Raw genomic sequence first — 19,729 nt, forward strand, 5'->3', positions numbered from 1 at the left:
TCTGCACCCTAGGGCAGCATTGCGCCATGACCGATCCCGCCGAGGCCATAGGCCACACCCTCGCCGCAAACCTGCGCGCTGCACGTCAAGACCGAGGCTGGCGGCTGGAAGAGCTGGCCACACGGTCCGGCGTCAGCCGCGGCATGCTCCAGCAGATCGAGACCATGCGCACCAACCCAAGCATCGCGACGCTCGCTCGGATCAGCGCCACGCTCGGTGTCTCGATCGGCGAGTTGGTGGAGCCCCCGGAGGAGCTTGGCCGCGTCTCCCGTGCCGCCGACGCCGTGGTTCGCTCCGAAGGCCGCACCAGGCTCTTGATCAACGACAGCCAGCCGCCTTTCACCGAGCTTTGGGAGTTCCGGCTGCCTGCGGGCGACAAGATCTCCACGCCCGCGCATCCGCCCGGCACCCGGGAACTGTTGCAGCTCCACTCGGGCAGCGTCGCGGTCACCGTCGGCGGGGCACTCTTTCAACTCGCCGCGGGAGATGCGCTCCGTATGCGAGGCGACCGCCCGCACGCCTACAGCAGCCAAGGCACAGAGCCGGCCCACTTGACGATGGTCGTTGTCTATGCGGGCGCCCGAGACCCTCGCTACGCGAGCCTTGCCCCTGGCTGATTCGACGGTCTGTCGTGAGGCTCCGCCCTACGGTGCTTCAGTCCGTCCCGACGACCTGCAAGGTGCCGGCGGGTCTCACTCCACGATGACCGACCTACCGGCACTGGCCGGGCACGACACGAACCAGGCACGTGTCGATCGGCTGCGCATGACCTCGTCACAGATCTGGCAAGGAGCACCGCCCGGACCCCGGTCCGGGCGGTGCTCCTTCTTCGTCAGCGCAGTCCGAACGCCTTCAGCGTCGTCTGCTCCACCCGGTTGCCGTCGGTGTCCCAGGCTTCCGCCTTCAGACTGACGGTGCCCGTGGTCTTGTCACGGGACGGGTAGGTCGCGGTCGCGGTGTAGGAGCCGCCCTTCTTCTTCGAGAGCTGGACCGGGTTCCACGTCTTGCCGTCGTCCGTGCTGGCCCACACCTTCAGCCCGGCGATCTTCGGCATCGCCTCCAGCGAAGGACCGTGTCCCGCGTTGACGGTGAAGCGGTGGCGCCCGGTGGCCACGGTGTTCCGCAGGTCGAGCGTGTCATCCAGGTCGAAGCCGACGGTGACCATCGGCTCGGGACGGCACGGCTCGGTGGACACGACCGCACAGATGTGGCCGGGCTTCACCGTGTCCTTCTCCGCACGGAACGAGGTGAACGTCCAGACGGCGTTGATCTTCTTGCTCGTCGCCGAAAGCCGGTACGTGGCCTTCTCCGGGGGCAGCCTGAACAGGGGGACGCGGTTGATGTTGGTCAACGGCACGTCGGTCCCGTCCTGCTTGGTGAGACGGTAGGTGTAGCTGTAGATCCCACCCATGTCGTCGTGCTGCTGGAGCCCGCCGTTCACCCTCATCGTGTGGAAGATGGGGAAGAGCAGGTCGCCGCGCCTGCACAGGTCGCACGGGGTGTTCAGGCCCAGGGTCGCCGGGTACGGCCTGGCGGGGTCGGGCACCCGGTACACCTTGTCCGGAGCCGTGTAGCCACCGGGCGTGCGCGGTCCGGCGAACATCCGCTGCTGGGTGCGGACCGGCTTGTCGTAGATGTCCAGAACGTCGCTCACCTCGACGGTGTTGTCCGACGGCCTGGCCACGCTGATGTTCAGCTGCATCACGTCCGCCGCCAGCGGCCCGACGTAGTCGCGCCGGGTGTGCGGACCGACGGCCGACCAGGTGCCGAGTTCGACGGCCTGCGCGGTGAAGAGGCGTTCGTCCTGCTTCCAGGCCAGGCGGTGGTCGGAGAACTTGGTGGCCGGGTCCGGGGCCACGTGCACCACGTCGACCTGGGCGAGCTGGTTGCGCTTGTAGGTGTGGTTCAGCGATTCGGGAATCCTGCCCTCCTGGTACTCCTTCAGCGCGTACGTGAAGGGGGTGTCCAGCGTTCCCGTCACCCGGATCGTGACCGGGCCCTTGGCCAGCCGGTCGCGTACCGCCGCGCCGTCACGGGCGGACAGGGACACGTTGGCGATCCCCAGCTCCTTGAGCTCGCCGGTGAACGGCGTCTGCGAGATCGGCAGCGGCAGGGAGCAGCGGGGCATCGCCTCCGACGGCGCGCTCGGGAACGCCACCACACCGGCGGCCCCGGCCGCACGCAGGTTCTGCACCACCTCGATCGGCACCCCGCAGGCCGTGCCGAAGATGGTCACCTGCAAGCCGGTCTCCAGCAGCGCCAGCTTGCCCTTGAGGTCGAGGCCTGCCAGTTCCTCCGGAGTGCCCGTTCCCACGTTCACCACCGGGAGATCCTGGGTTCCAGTGAACGGGACCCAGCCGGGATGGCCGTTCTGGCTCTCGACCCCCTCGTACTCCCAGTGCATCCCCGGGACGGCCTGGATGTCCGGCATGCCCTTGCCGAGGAGGGACATGCTCACCTCCGACTGGCCGAGAGTCGTCTGCTGGGCGAAGCGGAACGTGCCCTTGGTGACGCGCTTGGTGGGAAGGGCCCAGACCAGGTCCCAGGGGCTGTGGTCGAGCATGCCCGCGTACTGCGCGCCGTTCTCCGTCGTGCGCTGGTAGGTCTCGACCACCATGTTGTTCAGCGGCCCGGCGGGAGTGGGCGTGCCGAACCGCACCTGGCCGGCCTTGCGCAGGTCGAGCGTGATCGTGGTGTCCTCGGCGACGTTCACCTCCGGATCACTCAGCCAGGCGTAGTTGGTGCGCGAGTCGTCGTCGATCCAGCTGGCCAGCTCCATCACGCTGTAGGTGCTCGGAGGCACCCGGATCGTCACCACGCCCGGTTCCGGGACGGCGGCACCGTCGGGCTGCTCGTCCGAGTCCGTCACGCTGATGACGTCGAGCCCCGTGGGGGTCAGCGGGGCGCCGTCCCGGCCGATCGTCTTGACGGTGAGCGTGACCCTCGGTCCCGCGATGAAGAGGCCGACCGGGGTGCTGAGCCGTACGTCGCCCGCCTGCGCGGTGATGGCGCCGCCGTACGCGCCGAAGCCGAGGTCGGCGGCGTCGAGCGTGACCGTCGCGGTCGCGGTGCCGCCGGCGGGGACCGCGAGGGTCTTGTCGGCGCTCAGCGCGCCCTCGATCGGCTTCCGCTTGCTGTCGGACAGAGTCGGGGTCAGCGTGAGCGTGACCGGCTGGTCCGTCAGGTTCGCGTAGGTGACCTGCTTCGTGGCGGTCTTGCCGTCGCCGAAGTCCAGGTTCGCGGTGGTGGCGACGACCTGCTGGGAGGCCGCCCTGGCCACGTCGACCCGGCCGGCGCCCTCCTCGTAGACGGTCAGCCCGACCTGCTTGCTGGTGCTCATCAGCGCGGCCTTGTACTGCGCCGCCGTCCAGTCGGGGTGGCGCTGGGCGAGGATCGCCACGGCGCCCGCCACGTGCGGGGTCGCCATCGAGGTGCCGTTGGCGGAGGTGTAGTAGTCGTCCACCGGCGTGCCCATCGCGGTGCCCGCGGCCCGCGCGGCCACGATGCCGAAGCCCGGGGCGGCGATGTCCGGCTTGAGTGCCCCGTCCAGGCGGGGGCCGCGGCTGGAGAAGCCGGCCAGCTCGTCGGTCTTCGTCGTGGCCGCCACCGTCAGGGCGGCCTCGGCGGTGCCCGGCGTGTTGACGGTCCGTGCTCCGGGCCCGTTGTTGCCCGCGGCGATCACGAACAGCGTGCCGGTGCTCGCCGTCAGCTCGTCGACGGCCTGCGACATCGGGTCGGACCCGTCGCTGACGCCACCGCCGATGCTCATGCTGACGACCTTGGCGCCGCTGCTCGCGGCCCACTCCATGCCGTCGATGAGCCAGGACGACTCGCCCCGGCCGGCGTTGTCGAGCACCTTGCCGATCAGCAGCTTGGCGCCGGGGGCGACGCCCTTGTTCTTCCCGTCGGACGCACTGCCCGAGCCTGCGATCGTGGAGGCCACGTGGGTCCCGTGGCCGTGGCCGTCGGTCACGTCCTGGCCGGGGACGAACGAGTGCGTTTCCGCGAGCACGCCCGCCAGGTCGGGATGCTTGGTGTCGACGCCGGTGTCGAGGACGGCGACCTTCACCCCGGTGCCGTCGAACCCGGCGGCCCAGGCCTGGGGCGCGCCGATCAGCGGAACGCTCTCGGCCAGGTTGACCTGCACCTTCCGGTCCAGCCAGAGCTTGGCGACGCCCTGCTTGAGGGTGCGCGCGGCCGTACCGCCGGCGCGGACGGCGCTCCAGAAGTCGCCGGCCTCAGCCTTGTCGACCTGCAGTCCGGCGCCGCTGATGCTGGTCAGGTCGGTGGCGGTGGTGGTGGCGGGCAGCGCGTCCGCCGCCGCCTTCGCCCCGCGCTGTCCCCTCGGGTATTGGACGATGACCGGCAGCTGCTTGGTCTCGGCGTCGGTGTAGCCGTTCTCGGCCAGGTACTCGACGTTGAACAGTTCCTTGTCGACGTTGCCCGCGTTCACGGCGGCCATGGCGTCGGTCGGGAAGACGTACACGCCCTTGGGCGTCGCCCTGGTCAGGAAGGCGGGCGCCGGGCCGCCCGGACGGGCGGCGGGGTCCACGTCGACCTCGTGGGCGCCGCCCCGGTCCGACAGGGTGACGGTGTCGCCGGTGATGAGCGTGATCTTGTGCGTGCCCGCCGGCAGCCTGTCCAGATCGGGCTGCGCGGCCGGTACGGCCAGCGCCCCCGCCGTGGAGACGGCAGACAGCGAGCCGGCGAGGGTCACCGCGGTGACGGCGACGGCGGATCCGCGCCGTAACAGGCGCGAGAAACTAGGCATGGGGCTCCTCGGGAGGTGGGTCAGGCGGGCGGGCGGTCAGACGTCGACCCATCCGTCATCGGGCGCTAGGGCAGCGGGGTCCTCGTCGGGCTCCTGGTCGCCCTCCTCCGGCGGCTCAGGGTCACGCTGTGGATCGGTTTCGGACATGACACCCATCGTCTGCGGCGCGCCCTCTACCTACCTATGGGTAAAAACCCCCATCTATGCCCCTCCGTCCAGGCGCCGAGCGAGCGCGGCCCGCGAACGCAGCCCGAGCTTGCGCAGCGCCGCGCTGAGATGCTTGTCGACCGTCTTCGTCGACAGGAAGAGCTCCGTCGCGATCTCCCTGTTCGTCAGCCCGGTCGCCGCCAGCGTCGCGACCTCCCGCTCCCGGGGTGACAGGTCGCCGCCGTAACCGCTCGGCCCGCCCCGGTGCCGGGCGGGTGAGGGGACGCCGCGCCGCCTGGCCAGGTGGGAGGCACGGTCGAGGTCCCAGCGGGCACCGAGCGAGGCGTACCCGGTCAGGGCCGCGTTCAGCAAATCGGCGGCGCGCTCGTCGCCGAGCGCGAACAGGCCGGCGGCGGCCAGCTCGCGCGCCTGGGCGGCCTCGTACGGGCAGCCGAGCCGGTCGTAGTCGTCGACCGCGGCCAGGAACTCGGCGGATGCGGTGGCCGGGTCCGACGCGACGGCGGCCAGCAGGCCGCGGGCGTGGGCCAGCGACGGTGGCGCGAGCGGCGCGTCCAGCGTGGCGAGCTCACGGCCGAGCCGGTCGGTCAGTGCCTCCGCCTCGTCCTGGCGCCCGGCCGTGACCAGCGCGTCGACCAGCGGCGGCAGCACCCGCACGGCCACCGGCCAGAGCCGTTTGGTGTCCCACACCGCGATGGCCGCCGCGACCCCGGCGGGCGGTTCGCCGCTCTGTCTGAGCAGCGCGCCCATCGCGATCGGCAGCAGGTCGATCGCGCCCATCCGCGTCGCCCGCTCCACCACGTCGAGCAGCCCGAGCCGGGACTGCTCGACCTCGCCGGAGGCGAGCGTCAGACAGGCCTTGACCGTGTCCAGGATGGCGAGTTCGCGCGGGTGATCGACCAGCCGTTCGGCCAGGAACGCGATCTCTTCCCGCAGGCCCGCCCACGCACCGCGCGCGTAGGCGAGTACGGCGAGCGCCGCACGGCACTTGAACTCCATCCACCGGGTCAGGTCGCAGCCCGGAGCCCCGAGCAGCGCGGCCGACAGCATCCGGTCGGAGAACTCGTACCGTCCGGCATAGCACGCGTCCTCGCCGAGCGAGCCGAACGCGCCCACCTCCCTGCGGTGCACGGGCCGGCCGCCCGTCTGAGCCAGCAGCCGGTCCGACAGCTCCGCCCAGCGAGGATCGCCCACCGCCGTCAGCACCATGGCGACCTTGCCCAGCACGAACGCGCGCAGCGGCGCGTCGTCGATCGCGGGCAACTGCTCCAGCGCCCGTTCCAGCCAGCCGACGTGCTCGGCCAGCGGCACCGCCGGCGTCGTCGGCAGGCCGAGCCCCACCATCGCCTGCGCGACCAGGTCGGGCCGCCCGTCCAAGGACTCCACCGCGTCGGTGAAGGCCCGCCACTGCAGGTGGGGCTCCGCCGCCGTCCGGTCCAGACCCAGCGCGTACAGGAAGCGCAGCTCCCCGCGCAGCGGCTGGGGCGGGTCGTGCGCGAGCGCCGCCGACAGCGCGTCGAGCTCGGCGACCACCTTCAGCGTCCTGGTGCTCGCCCAGCCGAGCTTGACCGCGAGTTCCGCCCGCCGTACCGGGTCGAGCGGGGCCTCACGCAGCACCGCCTCCAGCAGGTGCGCCGCCTCGTCGTCGTCACCGAGCGCGGTCGCCTGGTCGGCGGCCTGCTCGGCCGCCGACACCCAGGCGTCCAGTTGCCCGGAGTGGCGCAGGTGGTGCGCGAGCTGCCCGAGCGGCACCGGGCTGAGCCGCCCCACCGCCGCACCCGCCCGCGCGTGCAGGTCCCGCCGCCGCGACAGCGGCACGCTGCCGTACACGGCCTGTACGGCCAGCAGATGCCGGAACCCGACCAGCCCCGACCGCTCGATCAGCAGGCCGCGTTCGAGGGCCTCGTCCAGCCCGGTCTCCGCCTCGCCCGCCGGGATCCGGCAAGTGGCCAGCAACGTGCCGATCGGGACGTGCGCCTCCAGCACCGCGCCCGACTCGACCACCGCGCGGGCGGCGGGAGACAGGCGGCTGACCCGCTCGAGCACCGAGTCGCGCACCCCGGCGGGGACGTCGAGCTCGTCGATCGTCTTGCGCGCCCAGCCGCCGTCGCGCCGTACGAGGCTGCCACGGGCGCGCAGCAGCGCCAGCAGCTCCTGGATCGCGAACGGCAGGCCCGACGTGCGCTCCCGCAGGTAGAGCGCGAAGTCCTCGGACACGCGCGCGGTGCCGAGGATCGAGGCGGCCAGCTCCTGCGTCTCCGCCGTGCCGAACGGGGTCAGCGCCACCCGGGTCCTGGCCACGGCCGTGGGCAGCCGGGAGGTCAGCGCCCGCACGCCGACCCCCACTTCCTCGCCGCGGTAGGTGAGGACCACGCTCAGGCCCGTCGGGGGATCCGACAGCAGGTAGCCGAGGAACTCGACGGTCTGCTCGTCGGCCCAGTGCATGTCCTCCAGCACCAGGACCACCACACCGAGGGTGGCCAGCAGCTCGGCCAGCCCGCGGAACACCCGGTGCCGCTCGCCGACCCGGTCGTCCAGCGGCTCAGGGGCGAGCGGGAGGACGTGCGCGAGCTCGGGCAGCAGCGGCCGTAACGCCCCCGCCACCGGTGACAGGGAGGCGGCCGCCAGCCGTTCGCCGGTGCCGCGCAACGCTTCGAGCACCGGGCCGAGCGGGAACGGCTCGCGGATGTGCCCGCAGCCGCCGGTCAGCACCAGCGTCCCGGCCAGCTCGGTGGTCAGCTCCCTGACGAGCCGGGTCTTGCCGATCCCCGCCTCGCCCTCGACGACTGCGACTGCCGGGGGGCTGCCGAGCGTGGACAACAGCGCGGACAGCTCTGTCGCCCGAGCGACTAGTTTCGGCGAGACGATCTGTGCGCTGCTGGCGATTCGGAGGGTCACGTCACCGGCCTCGTTCGAGATCAGAACGAGGTTCAGCCTACTAGTCGGGATTCGCCCGGTTTCAGCCGCGCACCCGGTGCGGGCGTTCGACGTCGGCCATGCTCACCGCGCGCTTGCGGTCCATCCGGCCGCGAGTGGATTGAGCCGGGGCACCGTCGCAGCAGTCAGCGTTCAGGCTGCCGAGACAGCTGCCGCTTTGCATTTCACGCAGGTGGGTGGTGGAGCGGATGTCGGTCTGGCAGATCGTCTGCCGTCGTTCGAAGCGAGCCACCGTCGTCGCGGTGCCCCTGACGGCCCTTCTCCTCACGGCGGGGCTGGTCGCGGCCGGGCTCGTGATGGACGATTTCGACGCCGACCGGCCGCGGCGCACGCATCTGGCGTACGTCATGGACGCCGCCACCCGTACCGCCCACTGGGTCAGCGCCGACGCGGACCCGGCGCAGTGGACCAAGCGGTACGTGTCCGGCCATGACACCTCCGCGCTGCCCCCCGGGTACGCACGCGGCACACTGTGGACCGGACAGGCACCGGCGATCACCGCCGAGGGCCCGCGAGCCGACGTCTTGGCCTACCGCGGGGACACGCTGAAACTGCACGTGAGCGCCGGGAAGGGCACGCGCTCGGTGACGCTACGGCTCGACCAGCCGATAGCCCACGCCACCGCATCGGCCGGCCGGTTCGGGTCGGCGAGCGTGCCCGTCACCGGCGCACGAGCCGGCACCTGGCCCTCGGAGATCCGCTTCCGCGGCATTCCCGCCCGGGGAGTGCAGATCGCCGTGCGCATACCGGAAAGGGACCGGATTCGCCTCACGTTGATCGCCGAGACCGACGGGCTGACCACGGTGCCGGGCTTCGTCCCCAGACCTCCCGACCTGGTCGCCGCCACCAGGGAGGACGGTGATCTCACCGCAGTCACGCGCAGTTACACCCTGACCAGCAACTCCTAGATCCCGGAACGCTCCCCGTCCTGTTCGGCGAGGTCCCGCGACAACCTCCGCTATCAGGCAAGACAGCGATCACCGGCATAGCGCGACCTGGGCGGCCGCTGTCCGGCGCGCAGGCTTCGTTTCCCGGTTGTCCGGCAACCCGGCGGACGGAGAAGGTCGGCACGGTGGATCCGGTCATCGCCGAGCAGCTCGGCCGCTCCCAACCGCTCGCCCGGCACCTGGACGACTCCTCACCGACCTGGCCGACTCCGGGAAGTCGGCGCACACCCCGTGTCTAGCGGTTGTTGTTACCGCACCAGTCGACCCAGATGTGGCCGCTGCCGTTGTCGTGCACGCGCCTGCCCAGCGGCTCGCGCTGCCACTCGTCGGCGCCGTCGTTGACCCAGGAGAACACGTAGTTGATGTCCGTGCGGCGCAGGTCCCAGTAGTCGCCGTTGCCGATGCACGCGTAGGCGCTGCCGGACCAGGGCGCGTAGTCGTAGATGTTCACGTCGTCGTACGGGCCGGGGTAGCCGTTGTTCCACACCACGTCCACCGTGTTGTTCCAGCCGGACGGCCAGCCGGTGTAGGCGTCGTCCGTGTACAGCAGCGCCTTGTTCATGTCGTCCGACCAGACGTAGAAGTTGCCGTCGGCGTTGAGCGCCCGCACCGGCAGCCCCGACTGGATCTTCGGCTTGCCCTCGGGCCGCTGTGGCTTGACCGCCTCGACGGCCGGCCTGGCCGCCTCGGACGTGGGCGCGGGGGCCGGCTCGGCGTAGGCCGCCGTCGAGGCGGTCAGCACCGCGGCGACGGTCATGACGCCGAGCAACGCGTTCCTCAGAACCTTCACGATGGGGTTTCCTCTCCCTGTTCAGCGATGAGCGATTTCCTGATCAGCGCACGCGCCCTCGGCAGCGCCGCCTCGCGCAGGCTGCGCGCGTTCCGGTACTCGGCCGGATAGCGCGCCTCCAGCGCGGCGGCGTTGGCCTTGTCGAGGTCGCGTGCCGTCCTCGACAGGCCGGAGGAGGCCGCGCAGCGTGCTTCCGCCGTCGCGGCCCGCCGGTCACGGGCCTCCGCGCCGCCCTCCTGGTCGGCCAGACGCTCCCTGCGCAGAGCCAGCGGCGTGTCGGCGGTGAACCCGGCCGCCTTCATGCACGCGGACCAGCGCTGACGCGCGGCCCCGTAGGCGGGGGCGGCCTGGGTCTGGCCGATACGCATCTGGACGAGCGTCTGGGTGACCCTGCTGGCGCGGAACCAGCGCGCCTTGTCCCCGTAGAGCTCCTGCCACGCCTGCGTCACGCAGCCGCCGGCACTGTGACCCACCGTGCCGCCGACGGGCAGCGCCGCCTCCAGGACGGCGGACCGGTCGCCGTGGTAAGCGGTCAGCCAGGCGCGCCTTTTCCCCTCCGGCAGGCCGCGGAAGTAGTTCTGCGCGGGGACGGCCGCCTTTTCCAGCTCCTTTCTCGCCGCCCTGCCGTACCCGTTGTTCCGCGCCCATTCCTCGTCGTCCACGACAAAGGGAAAACGGTCCATGTCCGGAGTCCTGCTTTTCGGCTCCGGCCAGTACCGCAGGCCCCGCCCGCTCATGCAGGCGCCGATGAGAACCTGCTCGGCCTGCTGGAGAACGTCGGATTCCATCGGCGCAACCGGCGCAACCGCGCATCCGGCAAGCACGGCCAGCCCGATCAGGGCATGCCGCAACTGTCGTCCTGACACGTGAATTCCCCCGAAGTGAACTCGCCTGAGGTCGGGTCGGGCCGCCTTTCCACGGAAAGGCGGCCCGCTCACTCTCGCAGGAAGAAATCAGCTGCCGGGAGGCTTGTAAGTCCTGGCTTAATCCCGCCGCTCAGCGACGTGCGTGGCCGATCGGCGGCGTTCCGTGACGGATACGGCGACGTGTTTGGGGGGCGAATGCACAGGATTCACTTCACCAGCGACGACCTGGCGCGGATCAGGGTGGCGCCGACGCTGGGCCCGATGGCCGAGACCCTGTTCAGCCTGACCATGCTGCGCGGACGGTCGGGAGAGGCGACGTTCGGCGCGTGGCGGCGCCGGGCCCGTGCCGGGCTGGACTCCCGGCACGCGATACTCGGGGCCGTCCTGCCGTCCCGAGGACCCAGCTTCGACCTGGTCAACCTGGCCGGCCCCGGACACGAGTTCGCCGAGAGCGCTGAGCGCTTCCTGTCCAGGAGCCGGCACGCGGTCCAGGCGGAGCTCGACTACTACGCCGACCATCACGGCCGGGTGCCGGCGGTTCTGGCCGGGCTCGTCGACAGCCTGGCCGCCCGCCGGGAGGCGCTGGCCACGGTGGAGGGCTACCATCGGGCCGCCGTCGCGCCGCACTGGGCACGCATCCTCTCCCACCTCGCCGCCGAACGCGCCCGGCGCGGCACGATCCTGCTCGACCATGGCGTCGACGGCCTGCTGTCCAGCCTGCATCCGGACGTCCGCTGGGCGCCGCCGACGCTGCACGTCCGCAACGGCGACGAGAGACCCGCCGAGCTGACGCTCGACGGGCGGGGGCTGCTGCTGGTGTCCTCGTTCTTCCTGCGGGTCCCCACCGTGATGTACGACCCGAGGTGCCTCACCGGCGGCCTCCTGGTCTACCCGGCCACGCTCGACGCCGACCAGGCCGCGAACGTCTGGACGACCGGCACGCCGGCGAACGCGCTGGCCGATCTTCTCGGCCGCACCCGGGCGTCGATCCTCACCGCCATCGCCGAGGGCGTGACCGGCACCGGCGTCCTGGCCCGAAGCCTGGACGTCTCCTCAGCGGCCATCAGCCAGCACACCGCCGTGCTGCGCGAGGCGGGCCTGATCACCACCCGCCGCCATCACGGCAGCGTCGAGCACCACCCCACCCAGATCGGTCTGACCCTCCTGGACCGGCATGACACACCACACCCGGCCCCCTGACGCCACTCGGCCACGCCGACCGGCTCCATCGGCCCCTGGGGGCGAGCGTTAGGCGCCGGGTCAGCCGTTGGCCTCCAGGAGGCGGGCGCCGAGGGCGGTCAGGTGGTGGTGGACGGCCTGGCCGTTGCGGCGGGTGCTGATCAGCCCGGCGTTACGCAGCACGGTGACGTGCTCGGAGGCGGTCGAGGCGCTGACCTTGAGCCGCCCGGCCAGCTCGTCCGTACGGCAGCCGGGCCCGCCGACGGCCCGCATCACCCGCGCCCGCGCCCGCCCGACCAGCGCGGCGAGCGAGTCGAAGGCCGGGGACGGCATCGCCTGGCGGCCGCTGTCGGGGATGGGAACCGTGAGCACCGAGCTGCGCCGGTCCTGGGTCGTCGCGATGCCCAGGTAGCGGGGCGAGGCGCCGACGATCGGATGGATCAGCAGGCCGCGTCCGCCGAGATCGATCGTGCGATCCGGCCCGCCCGCGACGATCATGCCGCTGCCGTCCCAGGACAGCCGCGGGCTGAGCGTGCTGAGCGCCGAGCCGAGCCCGATCCGCGCCGCCGTCTCCTGGTAGGTGGCCAGGCGGGCTTCGAGCCGGCGGCGCATGCCGGGCCATTCGGGGGCGAGGAAGCGGTGGAAGAGCACGTACATGCTGTCGGCCAGAGCCCGGCGGAACCGCGCCGGGTCCATGTCGAGGTCGGGCCGTCCCGGCAGCCCGCTGAAGCGCCACAGGTCGCCGCCGAACTCCCGCTCCTGCGGCGGGGTGTCCAGGGCGGCGAGCGCGTCGAGCTCGTCGGAGAGCGCGGCGGTCTGGATCGGCGGGGCCACCTCGGAGGCGACCAGGCCGTCATGGAGGGTGACGCGGGAGGCGCCGCGGTTGAGGATGTCGAGCAGCGGCAGCGTCCGGCGCGGCACGGTCCTGGCGATGTCCCGCCAGATCGAGCCTTTCTCGGTCAGCTCAGGATGATGGACGCTGAAGGCCGCGAAGATCGCGTGGGGCAGGGGCGAGACCACGATCCGGGTGGCCGCGAGGTCGCCCACCTGGAAGTTCAGACGCATGCACCAATCGTCCCCTGATGATCGATTTCAAGCAATCGTCCGGTTGACGGCGAAACTGTTCGGTGCCCCGCCGAAGAGATTGTGCGCCCCCCGGCGCGCCTCGACCATGACAGCGAACGGCCCGCCCCACCCCCCCCCCCCCCCTCGGCGCTCCTGCGTTCGCAACGGCCGCTCCCGGCCGGCGTCGTGGTCATCACCCCCCGCACACCGCTGAGGAGAACATCATGCGAAGTCACCCCCCGACGCCCGGCACGACAGGCCGGCGGGCCCGCCGCGCCCTGTGCGCCGCCGCCGCTGCCGTCCTGGTCGCGGCCACCTCGACGACCCCGGCGCACGCCGCCGACAACGGGCGCCACAACGAGGACTGGGTCTACCGTTCGGACTCCCTGTGCGTCCTGGTCTACGCCGAGATGCTCGACCTCTCCAACGGCAACGCCGGCTCCTACCAGACGTCCGCGGCGAACGTCTTCGGGCCGAACGACGGCATCCCGTGCGGCCGTGGATGGGCCGTACCCGCCGGCCATCTCGCGATACGTCAAGTCGTGCTCGTCTACAACCTGAACACCCAGGTCTGGGGCACCTGCCTGGGCCTGGACTCCGACTGGCATTACACCCCCAACACCACCTCTCACGCCGACTGGTACATGTGGAGCGGCGAGGGGTCCAACCCCGCCCCCTGCGGCACCGCCTGGTACGCGACGCTGGCCTTCGGATACGTATGGGACGGCGGCTGGAACGGCGGCTCCCTGCCGTCGGGCAACGTGTGGCTCACCGCCAAGTACGGCCTCCAGGCGAAGACGCCATCGTCGCAGCCGCCGCGCCCGTCCTGGATCACCGGCACGGGCGCGGTCGACCCGAGCAGGCTCCCGGACCGGCTGCCGCTCATCGGCGCCGACGGCGAACCCACCCGTACGGGCTCGGGAGCCGTGGCCACCGTCGACACCGCCACCATGTTCGGCCCGCCGTCCCAGCCGCCCCCGAAGTGACGGACGGCTCGCACCGAAGGAGAGACATCGGCGGCCGGGTCGCCCGGCCTCACTCGTTCCCGCCGGGCTCCGCGGCAGGTGCGATCTGCAGCGGTGTCCCGGCCCCGGCGTCGAGCAGCCACCGGACCGGGCCGTCGTACCGGACCCCGGGCTCGGGCTCCTCGATCTCGGTGACGACGACGGCGCCCTGGACCACGTCGACGGTGCTGGAGATCGTCGCGATCGACGCGCCGTCACGCGTGAGGACCAGGCTCTCACCGGGTTCCGCCCTTCGTGGCACTTGGCCGGGAAGGCCACAGGCGCGGTGTTCGCTGCACCGGGAGTCCTGCTCCAGGGGTGAGGGTCTCTCATCCCGCGAGGGTGGTCGTGGCCGAACACGCCTGCTTTACCGGGAGATCAACAGGAAGGACCAAGCGGAGGCGGCCACTTGTGGAGTGACAGATACCCGCCCCGGGTCGTCACCGCGAAGGGTCCAATGGAGAGGTGACGACCAGACCTTCCTGGGCCCCTCGGGCGGCGTTAGCGTCGGCCGGGCTCATCGCCTCCGCTGGGTGGGCGCGGCCCTTGCCTCCACCTGGACCGCGCCGCCCGGCGTTCCGGCAACCCCCGTTCCGGAACCCGTGCAACCCTCTCCCCCAGCCCCTCTGCCGGCCCCCTCCGCGGCTTCGCCACGGCGCAGAGGACTGCTGCGCACGCTCGGCCTCGTCCTGCTCCTGGTCGCGATCGCGGCTGCGACCTGGGCCGCGCTCAACCCTGTGCTGCCGGCCTGGATGCGCTGGACGCTTGGCGGTGTGGCCATGGCTGCCACGACCTGCCTGGTGATCGGTCTGCTGATCGGCCCCGCCGCCCGCCACACCCTGATCCAGGCGACCACCGGCCTCGTCGTCATCGGCGGTGTCGCCTTCACTGCCCTCGGCCTGTGGTACACCGCCCGCACGGTCGACACCGCCCAGCAGGGCCAGATCACCGACCGCTACACCAAGGCTGTCGAGCAGCTTGGCTCAGCGAAAAAGGACGTAATACCCCCTTCGTCGTTGCGGTTGGTTGGATGAGGTCTGCTGGTCGGTCAACCGCCGTTCGGCCTACGGGCGCGGCTGGCGCGGACACCGGACCGCTCGTGAGCAGGTTCTCTGCGTATACCGCGACTGAGCTGGTCACGGTCAGCCCGGTGTCCGCGGCGGCGGGCTTCACGCCGTAGGGCTTTTCACGGACACCTACTGTCGAAGGTCGGTCGTCGCGGGACCGGCTGGGACGGCGGGGGTTCGAGGCCATGCCCAGGCGGAGCGCAGGATGAAGGCCAGGAGCAGCACCTCGATTCCGATGGAGAGGCCGTAGAAGGGGGCCCAGGCCCAGGACTCCCCTACCGCGTTGAACACCGAGTAGGGGATGTAGAGCGATGCGACGACGAGGTTCGTGGCGCGGTTCACCCGGGCGGGCAGCGTCATGGAGAGCATCACCATCAGGGCCGGGATCGCCACGGACGCGAGCATCATGGTCAATAACGTCGGGCTGGTGTCGAACTCAAAGATGACGCCGGCACGGAGGTTGTCGATGACGCCGGGCTTGTGGAGGTGGAAGTAGTCGACGTAGATGTAGAGGAACATGAAGCTGGTCCATGCGGCGGCGAGCTTGGCGTGCACGGGGACCGGCCGGTTGTCGAGCAGGCTCGGGGTTTTCGTTCGGATGGTCATCGGTTCTTCTTTCGAGAGGAGCGGTCCCTCCGCCGGACTGGCGGCAGGGATGTACCGAGGCCGCGCCCACCTGGACGGGCACATCGCCTCGATCGGGCAGCGGTAGCCCGGACCTCGGACGACCCGAGTGCTGAGGGCAGGCCGTAACGATGCTTGCCGGCGGCCCGCATCGTCGTCGCCCCGGCCGGACTCGCCCCCGGCGCCAGGCGTGCTCCGGCACTCGATCGCTGTTCGATTCCCACAGAAGCCTCCTCACGTCCGAGCTACGACTCTGACTGGTTCGTACACCGTACGTCGTACACCGTACTACGGACGTACGCTGTACCATGACTGTGCGCTGGACGATTGTCAAGCCGCTCGAGCGAGCGAGAGGAGACCCGTGTCTGCGAGGGAACAACGCCAGGTGGCGTCAGACGCGGCGCTGAGCAAGCAACGAGTGGTGGTCGAGGCGGTCCGGCTCGCCGACCGCGAGGGGGTCGACGGGCTGAGCATGCGCCGGCTGGCCGGCGCGCTCGGCGCGGGCGCGATGTCGCTCTACTACTACGTAGCGAGCAAGGAAGAGTTGCTCGACGCCATGATCGACGTCGTGTTCGAGGAGATCGAGCTCCCGCCCGAAGAGACCGACTGGCAGTCAGCGATGCGATGTCGGGCGGTATCCACCCGACAGGTTCTCGCACGCCACCCGTGGGCGATCAGCCTGATGGAGTCGCGGACATCGCCGGGGCCCGCGAACCTCCGCCACCGCGAAGCGGTCACCGCCTGCCTGCGGAGGGCTGGCTTCCCGGTCTTGATGGCGACGCACGCCAACTGGTTGCTCGACAGCTATGTATACGGTTTCGCCCTGCAGGAAGCCAGCCTGCCGTTCGACACCGCCGATGAGTTCGCGGACATGGCCGAGGACGTCTTCCTGCCCCAGCTTCCTCCTGACGAGTTCCCCTACCTCAACGAGTCCGCCGCGGTGCTCGCCGCTGCCGGCTACGACCCGGCGGAGGAGTTCACCTTCGGCCTCGACCTCGTCCTGGCCGCCCTCGAGCCCCTGAGAGTGCCTACGTGAGCCGCCATCCGTGATGTCGTTATGTGATCGTGTGGATTTGTAGGGTTACCGCCAGTCTGCGGTCCAGTTGTGCTGGGATGGCGCGGTCACTGAGCGCAAGCCGTACCCGAGCGACCTAACCGACGCTCAGCGGGCGTTGATCGAACCGGTCCTCACGGCATGGAAGGCCGCGCACCCCTCGGTCAGCGGCCACGAAGGCAACGATGCGCTGCGGGAGATCGTCAACGCGATCCGCAGCCAGGGACGAACCTGTGGGGCTCAATGACTCGAATCACCTCCAGCGCAGAGCTCTTCGTCCGGTGAGCGGAAGAGCTCAGCGGCACCGAGTGACCGGTCCAGATCACCTGGGATCACGATTCGTGATCCTGTCTACGGTGTACGCCGTCGCCCGGCGCTTGCCGTCAGTCCCCGCGCTGCTGCTACGGAGGAGCGCCTCCAAGAAGGTGGAACTGCCGGTGCTTCGGCATCTTCCCGATGACCCCGGCCACATTGCCGGCCTGGCACCGCAACCTCGTGGCGAAGAAGTGGGACTACAGCAAACCTCGCCGTCCCGGACGACCACCGACCGCGGCAGCGGTCAAGGCCCTCAACCTGCGCATGGCCGCGGAGAACCCGAGGTGGGGCCACCGCCGCATCCATGACGAACTGACCCTTGGCCACCAGACCTCTACTTCCACCGTGTGGAACATCCTCAACCGGGCCGGGACCGACCCCGCTCCACGTCGCAGCGGGTCGAACGCCTCCACGCCCCGATCATGCTCGAACACGGCAACCGCCACGCCCACCTACTCAGCGTCACCGCCAACCCCACCGGCCCATGGATCGGACAGTTGTCCCCATCACAAGCCGAAACAAGCCCGCCAACCCCATCGACCTGGCCGACCACCGCGTCCACCGCAGAGCCATCCTCGCCGGCCGCATCAACGAGTACCGGATCGCCAGCTGATCAGATGACCGGCTGACACCACCCGAAAACCGGCAGGTCAGACACCGCATCCTATTTTTGGGCCCAGCAGGGCCGGTATCCACGCTTCGGCGGGGTTGAGGCCCCGCGTCTAGAGTTGCTGCGAGATGGCGTCGGGGGTGCCGGGAACCGGGTCGAGTTCGATTGCGCGGGCCTCGTGGTAGGTGATCAGACCCAGCTCGCGGAGGATTGCCGCCGACCTGTTCAGGTAGGCACGGTCACCTGTCGCTTGGCCGAGCCCCCACAGATGTTCCGCTTCCCAATAGGTGCCGGACAGTCCTCGCTGCCGATCCAGCCGGAGGGCCTCCCGGAAGCAGGCCACCGCCTCATCCGCCTGTCCGTCCAGTCTGTGTGCCTCACCGAGGTTGCCCAGTGCCATCACCTCGGTGACCCTGGCATTCGACTCTCTCGCCAGAGACAGAGCCCTTAGGTGAACGGCGATCGCGTCGTTGTGACAACCGAGTCGTTGATGGGTCAGTCCAATGCCGGTCAGGCACGATGCCTCATGCCGGGCATGGCCCAATCGGTGCCAGATCGCGCTCGCCTGTTCCAGGGCGACCAGCGACTCCTCGTGACGCCCCAGCGAACGAAGTGCCGCACCGCGTCCGTTCAGGGCCAAGGCCTGGCCGGTGTCGTAGCCGATCGGGCTCCAGGCGTCGAGAGCACGATCGAAGGAGGCCAGAGCCTCTGCGGATCTTCCCGACGCGTGCAATGCCCAACCGAGATCATTGTTGCCGAGTCCTGCCTGGCGGAGATCACCGGTGGACCGGGCCGCCTCCAGGGCGAGGTGTCCCAGAGCCAGTTGCTCGCGCCATCGTGCCCGCTGTTCCAACGGCGTGTTCAAGCAGGCGGACAGGTAGGCCGCGATCGCCGGATCAGCGCCCGTCACGGCCTGGCGGGCGGTGGCGACCAGGTTGTCGATCTCGGTGTCGAGCCAGGCGTTGACGGCCTCGACGGAGTCCAGCCGCTCCCCCGGATGGGTGAGCGCTTCGGGTACGAAGTCGATCCGCCAGGCGATCAGCGGCTCGACCGACAGCGCCGCACGTCGTGCCGTGGCGAGGTAGCAGTGGAAAGCTCGCCGGACGGCGAGGGCTCGGGCTTCCTCGCCCTCCTGTCTCACCGCGAGTTCCTTGGCGAACAGCCGCAGGAGGTCGTGCATGCGATACCGCCCGGGAACGTCGGACACCACGAGTTGGCTCTCCAGCAAGTGGTCGAGAAGCGCAGCCGTGCGCTGCTCCGGCAGCTCCACGAGAGCCGCGGCGACGGGAACGCCGACATCCGGCCCGTCCAGGAGGCCGAGCAGCCGGAAGAGCCGGGCCGCCGGTCCGTCGTCCAGGTCCTCGTAGCTGACCATGAAACTGGCGCGCACCGCTTGGTCGTCGATCTCGAGTTCGGCCAGCCGCCGCTGCTCACCGGCGAGCCTGTCCGCGAGGGCGCGAACTGACATGTCCGGTCGCCCGAGCAGCCGCGCCGCGACAATGGACAGCGCCAGCGGCAATTCGCCGCACAGTGGTATGACCTCGGCCACCGCCTGGGCCTCGCGATCGAGCCGGTCAGCGCCGAGGAGCCTGGTGAGAAGCGCGCCGGCCTCATCTTGCGCCAGCCCCTGCAGCTGAGAATGGCTCGCGGCGTCGATCGAGCTCAGCATTCGCCTGCTGGTGATGAGCACGCCGCACGTCGCACTGCCGGGCAGCAGATGGCGGACCTGCTCGGCGCTCGCCGCATTGTCCAAGAGGATCAGCAGCCGCTTCCCGTGTGTCAACGAGCGGAAGGTCGCGGCGACCTCCTCCTGCTCGCCCAGGATCGCCGGGGTGGCGACTCCCATGGAGCGCAGGAACCGGCCGAGCACCTCCGCGGTGTGCAGGGGGGCCGCATCGGGAGTGGATCCCTGCAGGTTGACGTAAAGCTGTCCATCGGGGAATTGGCGGGAGATGCGGTGGGCCACCTGGAGAGCGAGAGCCGACTTACCGATGCCGGCCGGTCCGGAGATGGCCACCGCGCGTTCGGAGCCGTCGGTCAGCAGCGTGCACAGCCTCTCGACCTCTGTCTCACGGCCGGTGAACGTCGCGATGGGGCTGGGCAACTGTGCCGGGATCGGTCGTTCGAGTGCCGTGAGCTGGGCGGCGACCCGTATCGGGACGCCCGGGGCCGACTCCGGCCGGTTGCTCTCCCCCTTCATCCGTCGATCTTCCAGATGGTTGGATCCCCCCACTATGAGCCCCCCGCTGGGGACGGATACGCCGTTGACGGTTTCACGACCACTCGACCGGTGGCACTGCCATCGTCCCTCATTTCAGGGACACGTGTTCCAGCG

Annotated in this window: 16 protein-coding genes; 7 read left to right on the plus strand and 9 right to left on the minus strand. The window is 70.6% G+C overall.

All coding sequences use genetic code 11. The features are described from left to right. The first annotated feature begins 26 nt into the window (after nt 1–26). The gene (locus DMB42_RS01465) at nt 27–617 is read left to right on the plus strand and encodes a helix-turn-helix domain-containing protein (RefSeq protein WP_185844412.1); all 591 of its coding nucleotides are present in this window, start codon (nt 27–29) and stop codon (nt 615–617) included. A gap of 215 nt (nt 618–832) precedes the next feature. On the opposite strand, the gene DMB42_RS01470 is transcribed toward DMB42_RS01465, so the two are convergent. The 3 genes from DMB42_RS01470 to DMB42_RS52910 all read right to left on the minus strand — a co-directional run bounded on the left by DMB42_RS01470 (nt 833) and on the right by DMB42_RS52910 (nt 8,105). Beyond that, entirely contained in the window at nt 833–4,771 is a 3,939-nt protein-coding gene (locus DMB42_RS01470) for a S8 family serine peptidase (protein WP_125629815.1), read from the minus strand. 201 nt (nt 4,772–4,972) lie between these two features. Next, a complete protein-coding gene (locus DMB42_RS55915) occupies nt 4,973–7,834 on the minus strand; it encodes an AAA family ATPase (protein WP_312024713.1) in 2,862 nt (953 codons plus the stop codon). Between the two features lie 61 nt (nt 7,835–7,895). Continuing rightward, nucleotides 7,896–8,105, minus strand: coding sequence for a hypothetical protein (locus tag DMB42_RS52910; protein ID WP_185844413.1), 210 nt, complete (start codon nt 8,103–8,105; stop codon nt 7,896–7,898). A gap of 10 nt (nt 8,106–8,115) precedes the next feature. On the opposite strand from DMB42_RS52910, the gene DMB42_RS01480 reads away from it, so the two are divergent. Next, a complete protein-coding gene (locus DMB42_RS01480) occupies nt 8,116–8,781 on the plus strand; it encodes a hypothetical protein (protein WP_185844414.1) in 666 nt (221 codons plus the stop codon). A 274-nt stretch (nt 8,782–9,055) separates the two neighbouring features. On the opposite strand, the gene DMB42_RS01485 is transcribed toward DMB42_RS01480, so the two are convergent. Next, a complete protein-coding gene (locus DMB42_RS01485; RefSeq protein ID WP_125629817.1) occupies nt 9,056–9,610 on the minus strand; it encodes a hypothetical protein in 555 nt (184 codons plus the stop codon). Beyond that, the gene (locus DMB42_RS01490) at nt 9,607–10,461 is read right to left on the minus strand and encodes a hypothetical protein (protein WP_125629818.1); all 855 of its coding nucleotides are present in this window, start codon (nt 10,459–10,461) and stop codon (nt 9,607–9,609) included. Before DMB42_RS01490 ends, DMB42_RS01485 begins: the two co-directional genes overlap by 4 nt. 210 nt (nt 10,462–10,671) lie before the next feature. Between DMB42_RS01490 and DMB42_RS01495 the strand changes: the two genes are divergently transcribed. After that, on the plus strand, nt 10,672–11,676 hold the full coding sequence (locus DMB42_RS01495) for a helix-turn-helix transcriptional regulator (RefSeq protein ID WP_125629820.1): 1,005 nt from the start codon (nt 10,672–10,674) through the stop codon (nt 11,674–11,676). A 60-nt stretch (nt 11,677–11,736) separates the two neighbouring features. Here DMB42_RS01495 and DMB42_RS01500 read toward each other — a convergent pair whose 3' ends face one another. Continuing rightward, entirely contained in the window at nt 11,737–12,720 is a 984-nt protein-coding gene (locus DMB42_RS01500) for a helix-turn-helix transcriptional regulator (protein WP_125629822.1), read from the minus strand. Between the two features lie 224 nt (nt 12,721–12,944). Here DMB42_RS01500 and DMB42_RS01505 point away from each other — a divergent pair, with 224 nt between their 5' ends. Next, nucleotides 12,945–13,706 (plus strand): hypothetical protein, encoded by a 762-nt coding sequence (locus DMB42_RS01505; RefSeq protein ID WP_125629824.1) that lies wholly within the window; start codon nt 12,945–12,947, stop codon nt 13,704–13,706. A gap of 49 nt (nt 13,707–13,755) precedes the next feature. Here DMB42_RS01505 and DMB42_RS01510 read toward each other — a convergent pair whose 3' ends face one another. Further along, nucleotides 13,756–13,986: a hypothetical protein gene (locus DMB42_RS01510; protein WP_125629825.1), complete on the minus strand. Its 231-nt coding sequence runs from the start codon at nt 13,984–13,986 to the stop codon at nt 13,756–13,758. Nucleotides 13,987–14,257: 271 nt separating this feature from the next. Here DMB42_RS01510 and DMB42_RS01515 point away from each other — a divergent pair, with 271 nt between their 5' ends. After that, nucleotides 14,258–14,758 carry a hypothetical protein gene (locus DMB42_RS01515; RefSeq protein ID WP_125629827.1) on the plus strand — a complete coding sequence of 167 codons (501 nt, stop codon included), beginning with the start codon at nt 14,258–14,260 and terminating at the stop codon, nt 14,756–14,758. Between the two features lie 162 nt (nt 14,759–14,920). Here DMB42_RS01515 and DMB42_RS01520 read toward each other — a convergent pair whose 3' ends face one another. Beyond that, nucleotides 14,921–15,397, minus strand: coding sequence for a DUF6326 family protein (locus tag DMB42_RS01520; RefSeq protein WP_125629829.1), 477 nt, complete (start codon nt 15,395–15,397; stop codon nt 14,921–14,923). A 403-nt stretch (nt 15,398–15,800) separates the two neighbouring features. Between DMB42_RS01520 and DMB42_RS01530 the strand changes: the two genes are divergently transcribed. Together DMB42_RS01530 and DMB42_RS54680 are read left to right on the plus strand one after the other, a co-directional pair. Beyond that, entirely contained in the window at nt 15,801–16,451 is a 651-nt protein-coding gene (locus DMB42_RS01530; RefSeq protein WP_260477418.1) for a TetR/AcrR family transcriptional regulator, read from the plus strand. Between the two features lie 817 nt (nt 16,452–17,268). Beyond that, on the plus strand, nt 17,269–17,397 hold the full coding sequence (locus DMB42_RS54680) for a hypothetical protein (RefSeq protein WP_260477419.1): 129 nt from the start codon (nt 17,269–17,271) through the stop codon (nt 17,395–17,397). A gap of 109 nt (nt 17,398–17,506) precedes the next feature. On the opposite strand, the gene DMB42_RS01545 is transcribed toward DMB42_RS54680, so the two are convergent. Continuing rightward, nucleotides 17,507–19,594, minus strand: a complete 2,088-nt coding sequence (locus DMB42_RS01545) for a tetratricopeptide repeat protein (RefSeq protein ID WP_125629832.1) — start codon at nt 19,592–19,594, stop codon at nt 17,507–17,509. Between the last annotated feature and the right edge of the window lie 135 nt (nt 19,595–19,729).

The organism is Nonomuraea sp. WAC 01424 (assembly GCF_003947315.1).
Classification (GTDB): Bacteria; Actinomycetota; Actinomycetes; order Streptosporangiales; family Streptosporangiaceae; genus Nonomuraea; species Nonomuraea spiralis.

What these genes read in the sequence shown, in the direction of transcription:
- DMB42_RS54680 (WP_260477419.1), top strand. Translation starts at nt 17,269, where the DNA reads ATGGATCGGACAGTTGTCCCCATCACAAGCCGAAACAAGCCCGCCAAC.
- DMB42_RS01470 (WP_125629815.1), bottom strand. Translation starts at nt 4,771, where the DNA reads ATGCCTAGTTTCTCGCGCCTGTTACGGCGCGGATCCGCCGTCGCCGTC.
- DMB42_RS01495 (WP_125629820.1), top strand. Translation starts at nt 10,672, where the DNA reads ATGCACAGGATTCACTTCACCAGCGACGACCTGGCGCGGATCAGGGTG.
- DMB42_RS01505 (WP_125629824.1), top strand. Translation starts at nt 12,945, where the DNA reads ATGCGAAGTCACCCCCCGACGCCCGGCACGACAGGCCGGCGGGCCCGC.
- DMB42_RS01545 (WP_125629832.1), bottom strand. Translation starts at nt 19,594, where the DNA reads ATGAAGGGGGAGAGCAACCGGCCGGAGTCGGCCCCGGGCGTCCCGATA.
- DMB42_RS01465 (WP_185844412.1), top strand. Translation starts at nt 27, where the DNA reads ATGACCGATCCCGCCGAGGCCATAGGCCACACCCTCGCCGCAAACCTG.
- DMB42_RS01520 (WP_125629829.1), bottom strand. Translation starts at nt 15,397, where the DNA reads ATGACCATCCGAACGAAAACCCCGAGCCTGCTCGACAACCGGCCGGTC.
- DMB42_RS01500 (WP_125629822.1), bottom strand. Translation starts at nt 12,720, where the DNA reads ATGCGTCTGAACTTCCAGGTGGGCGACCTCGCGGCCACCCGGATCGTG.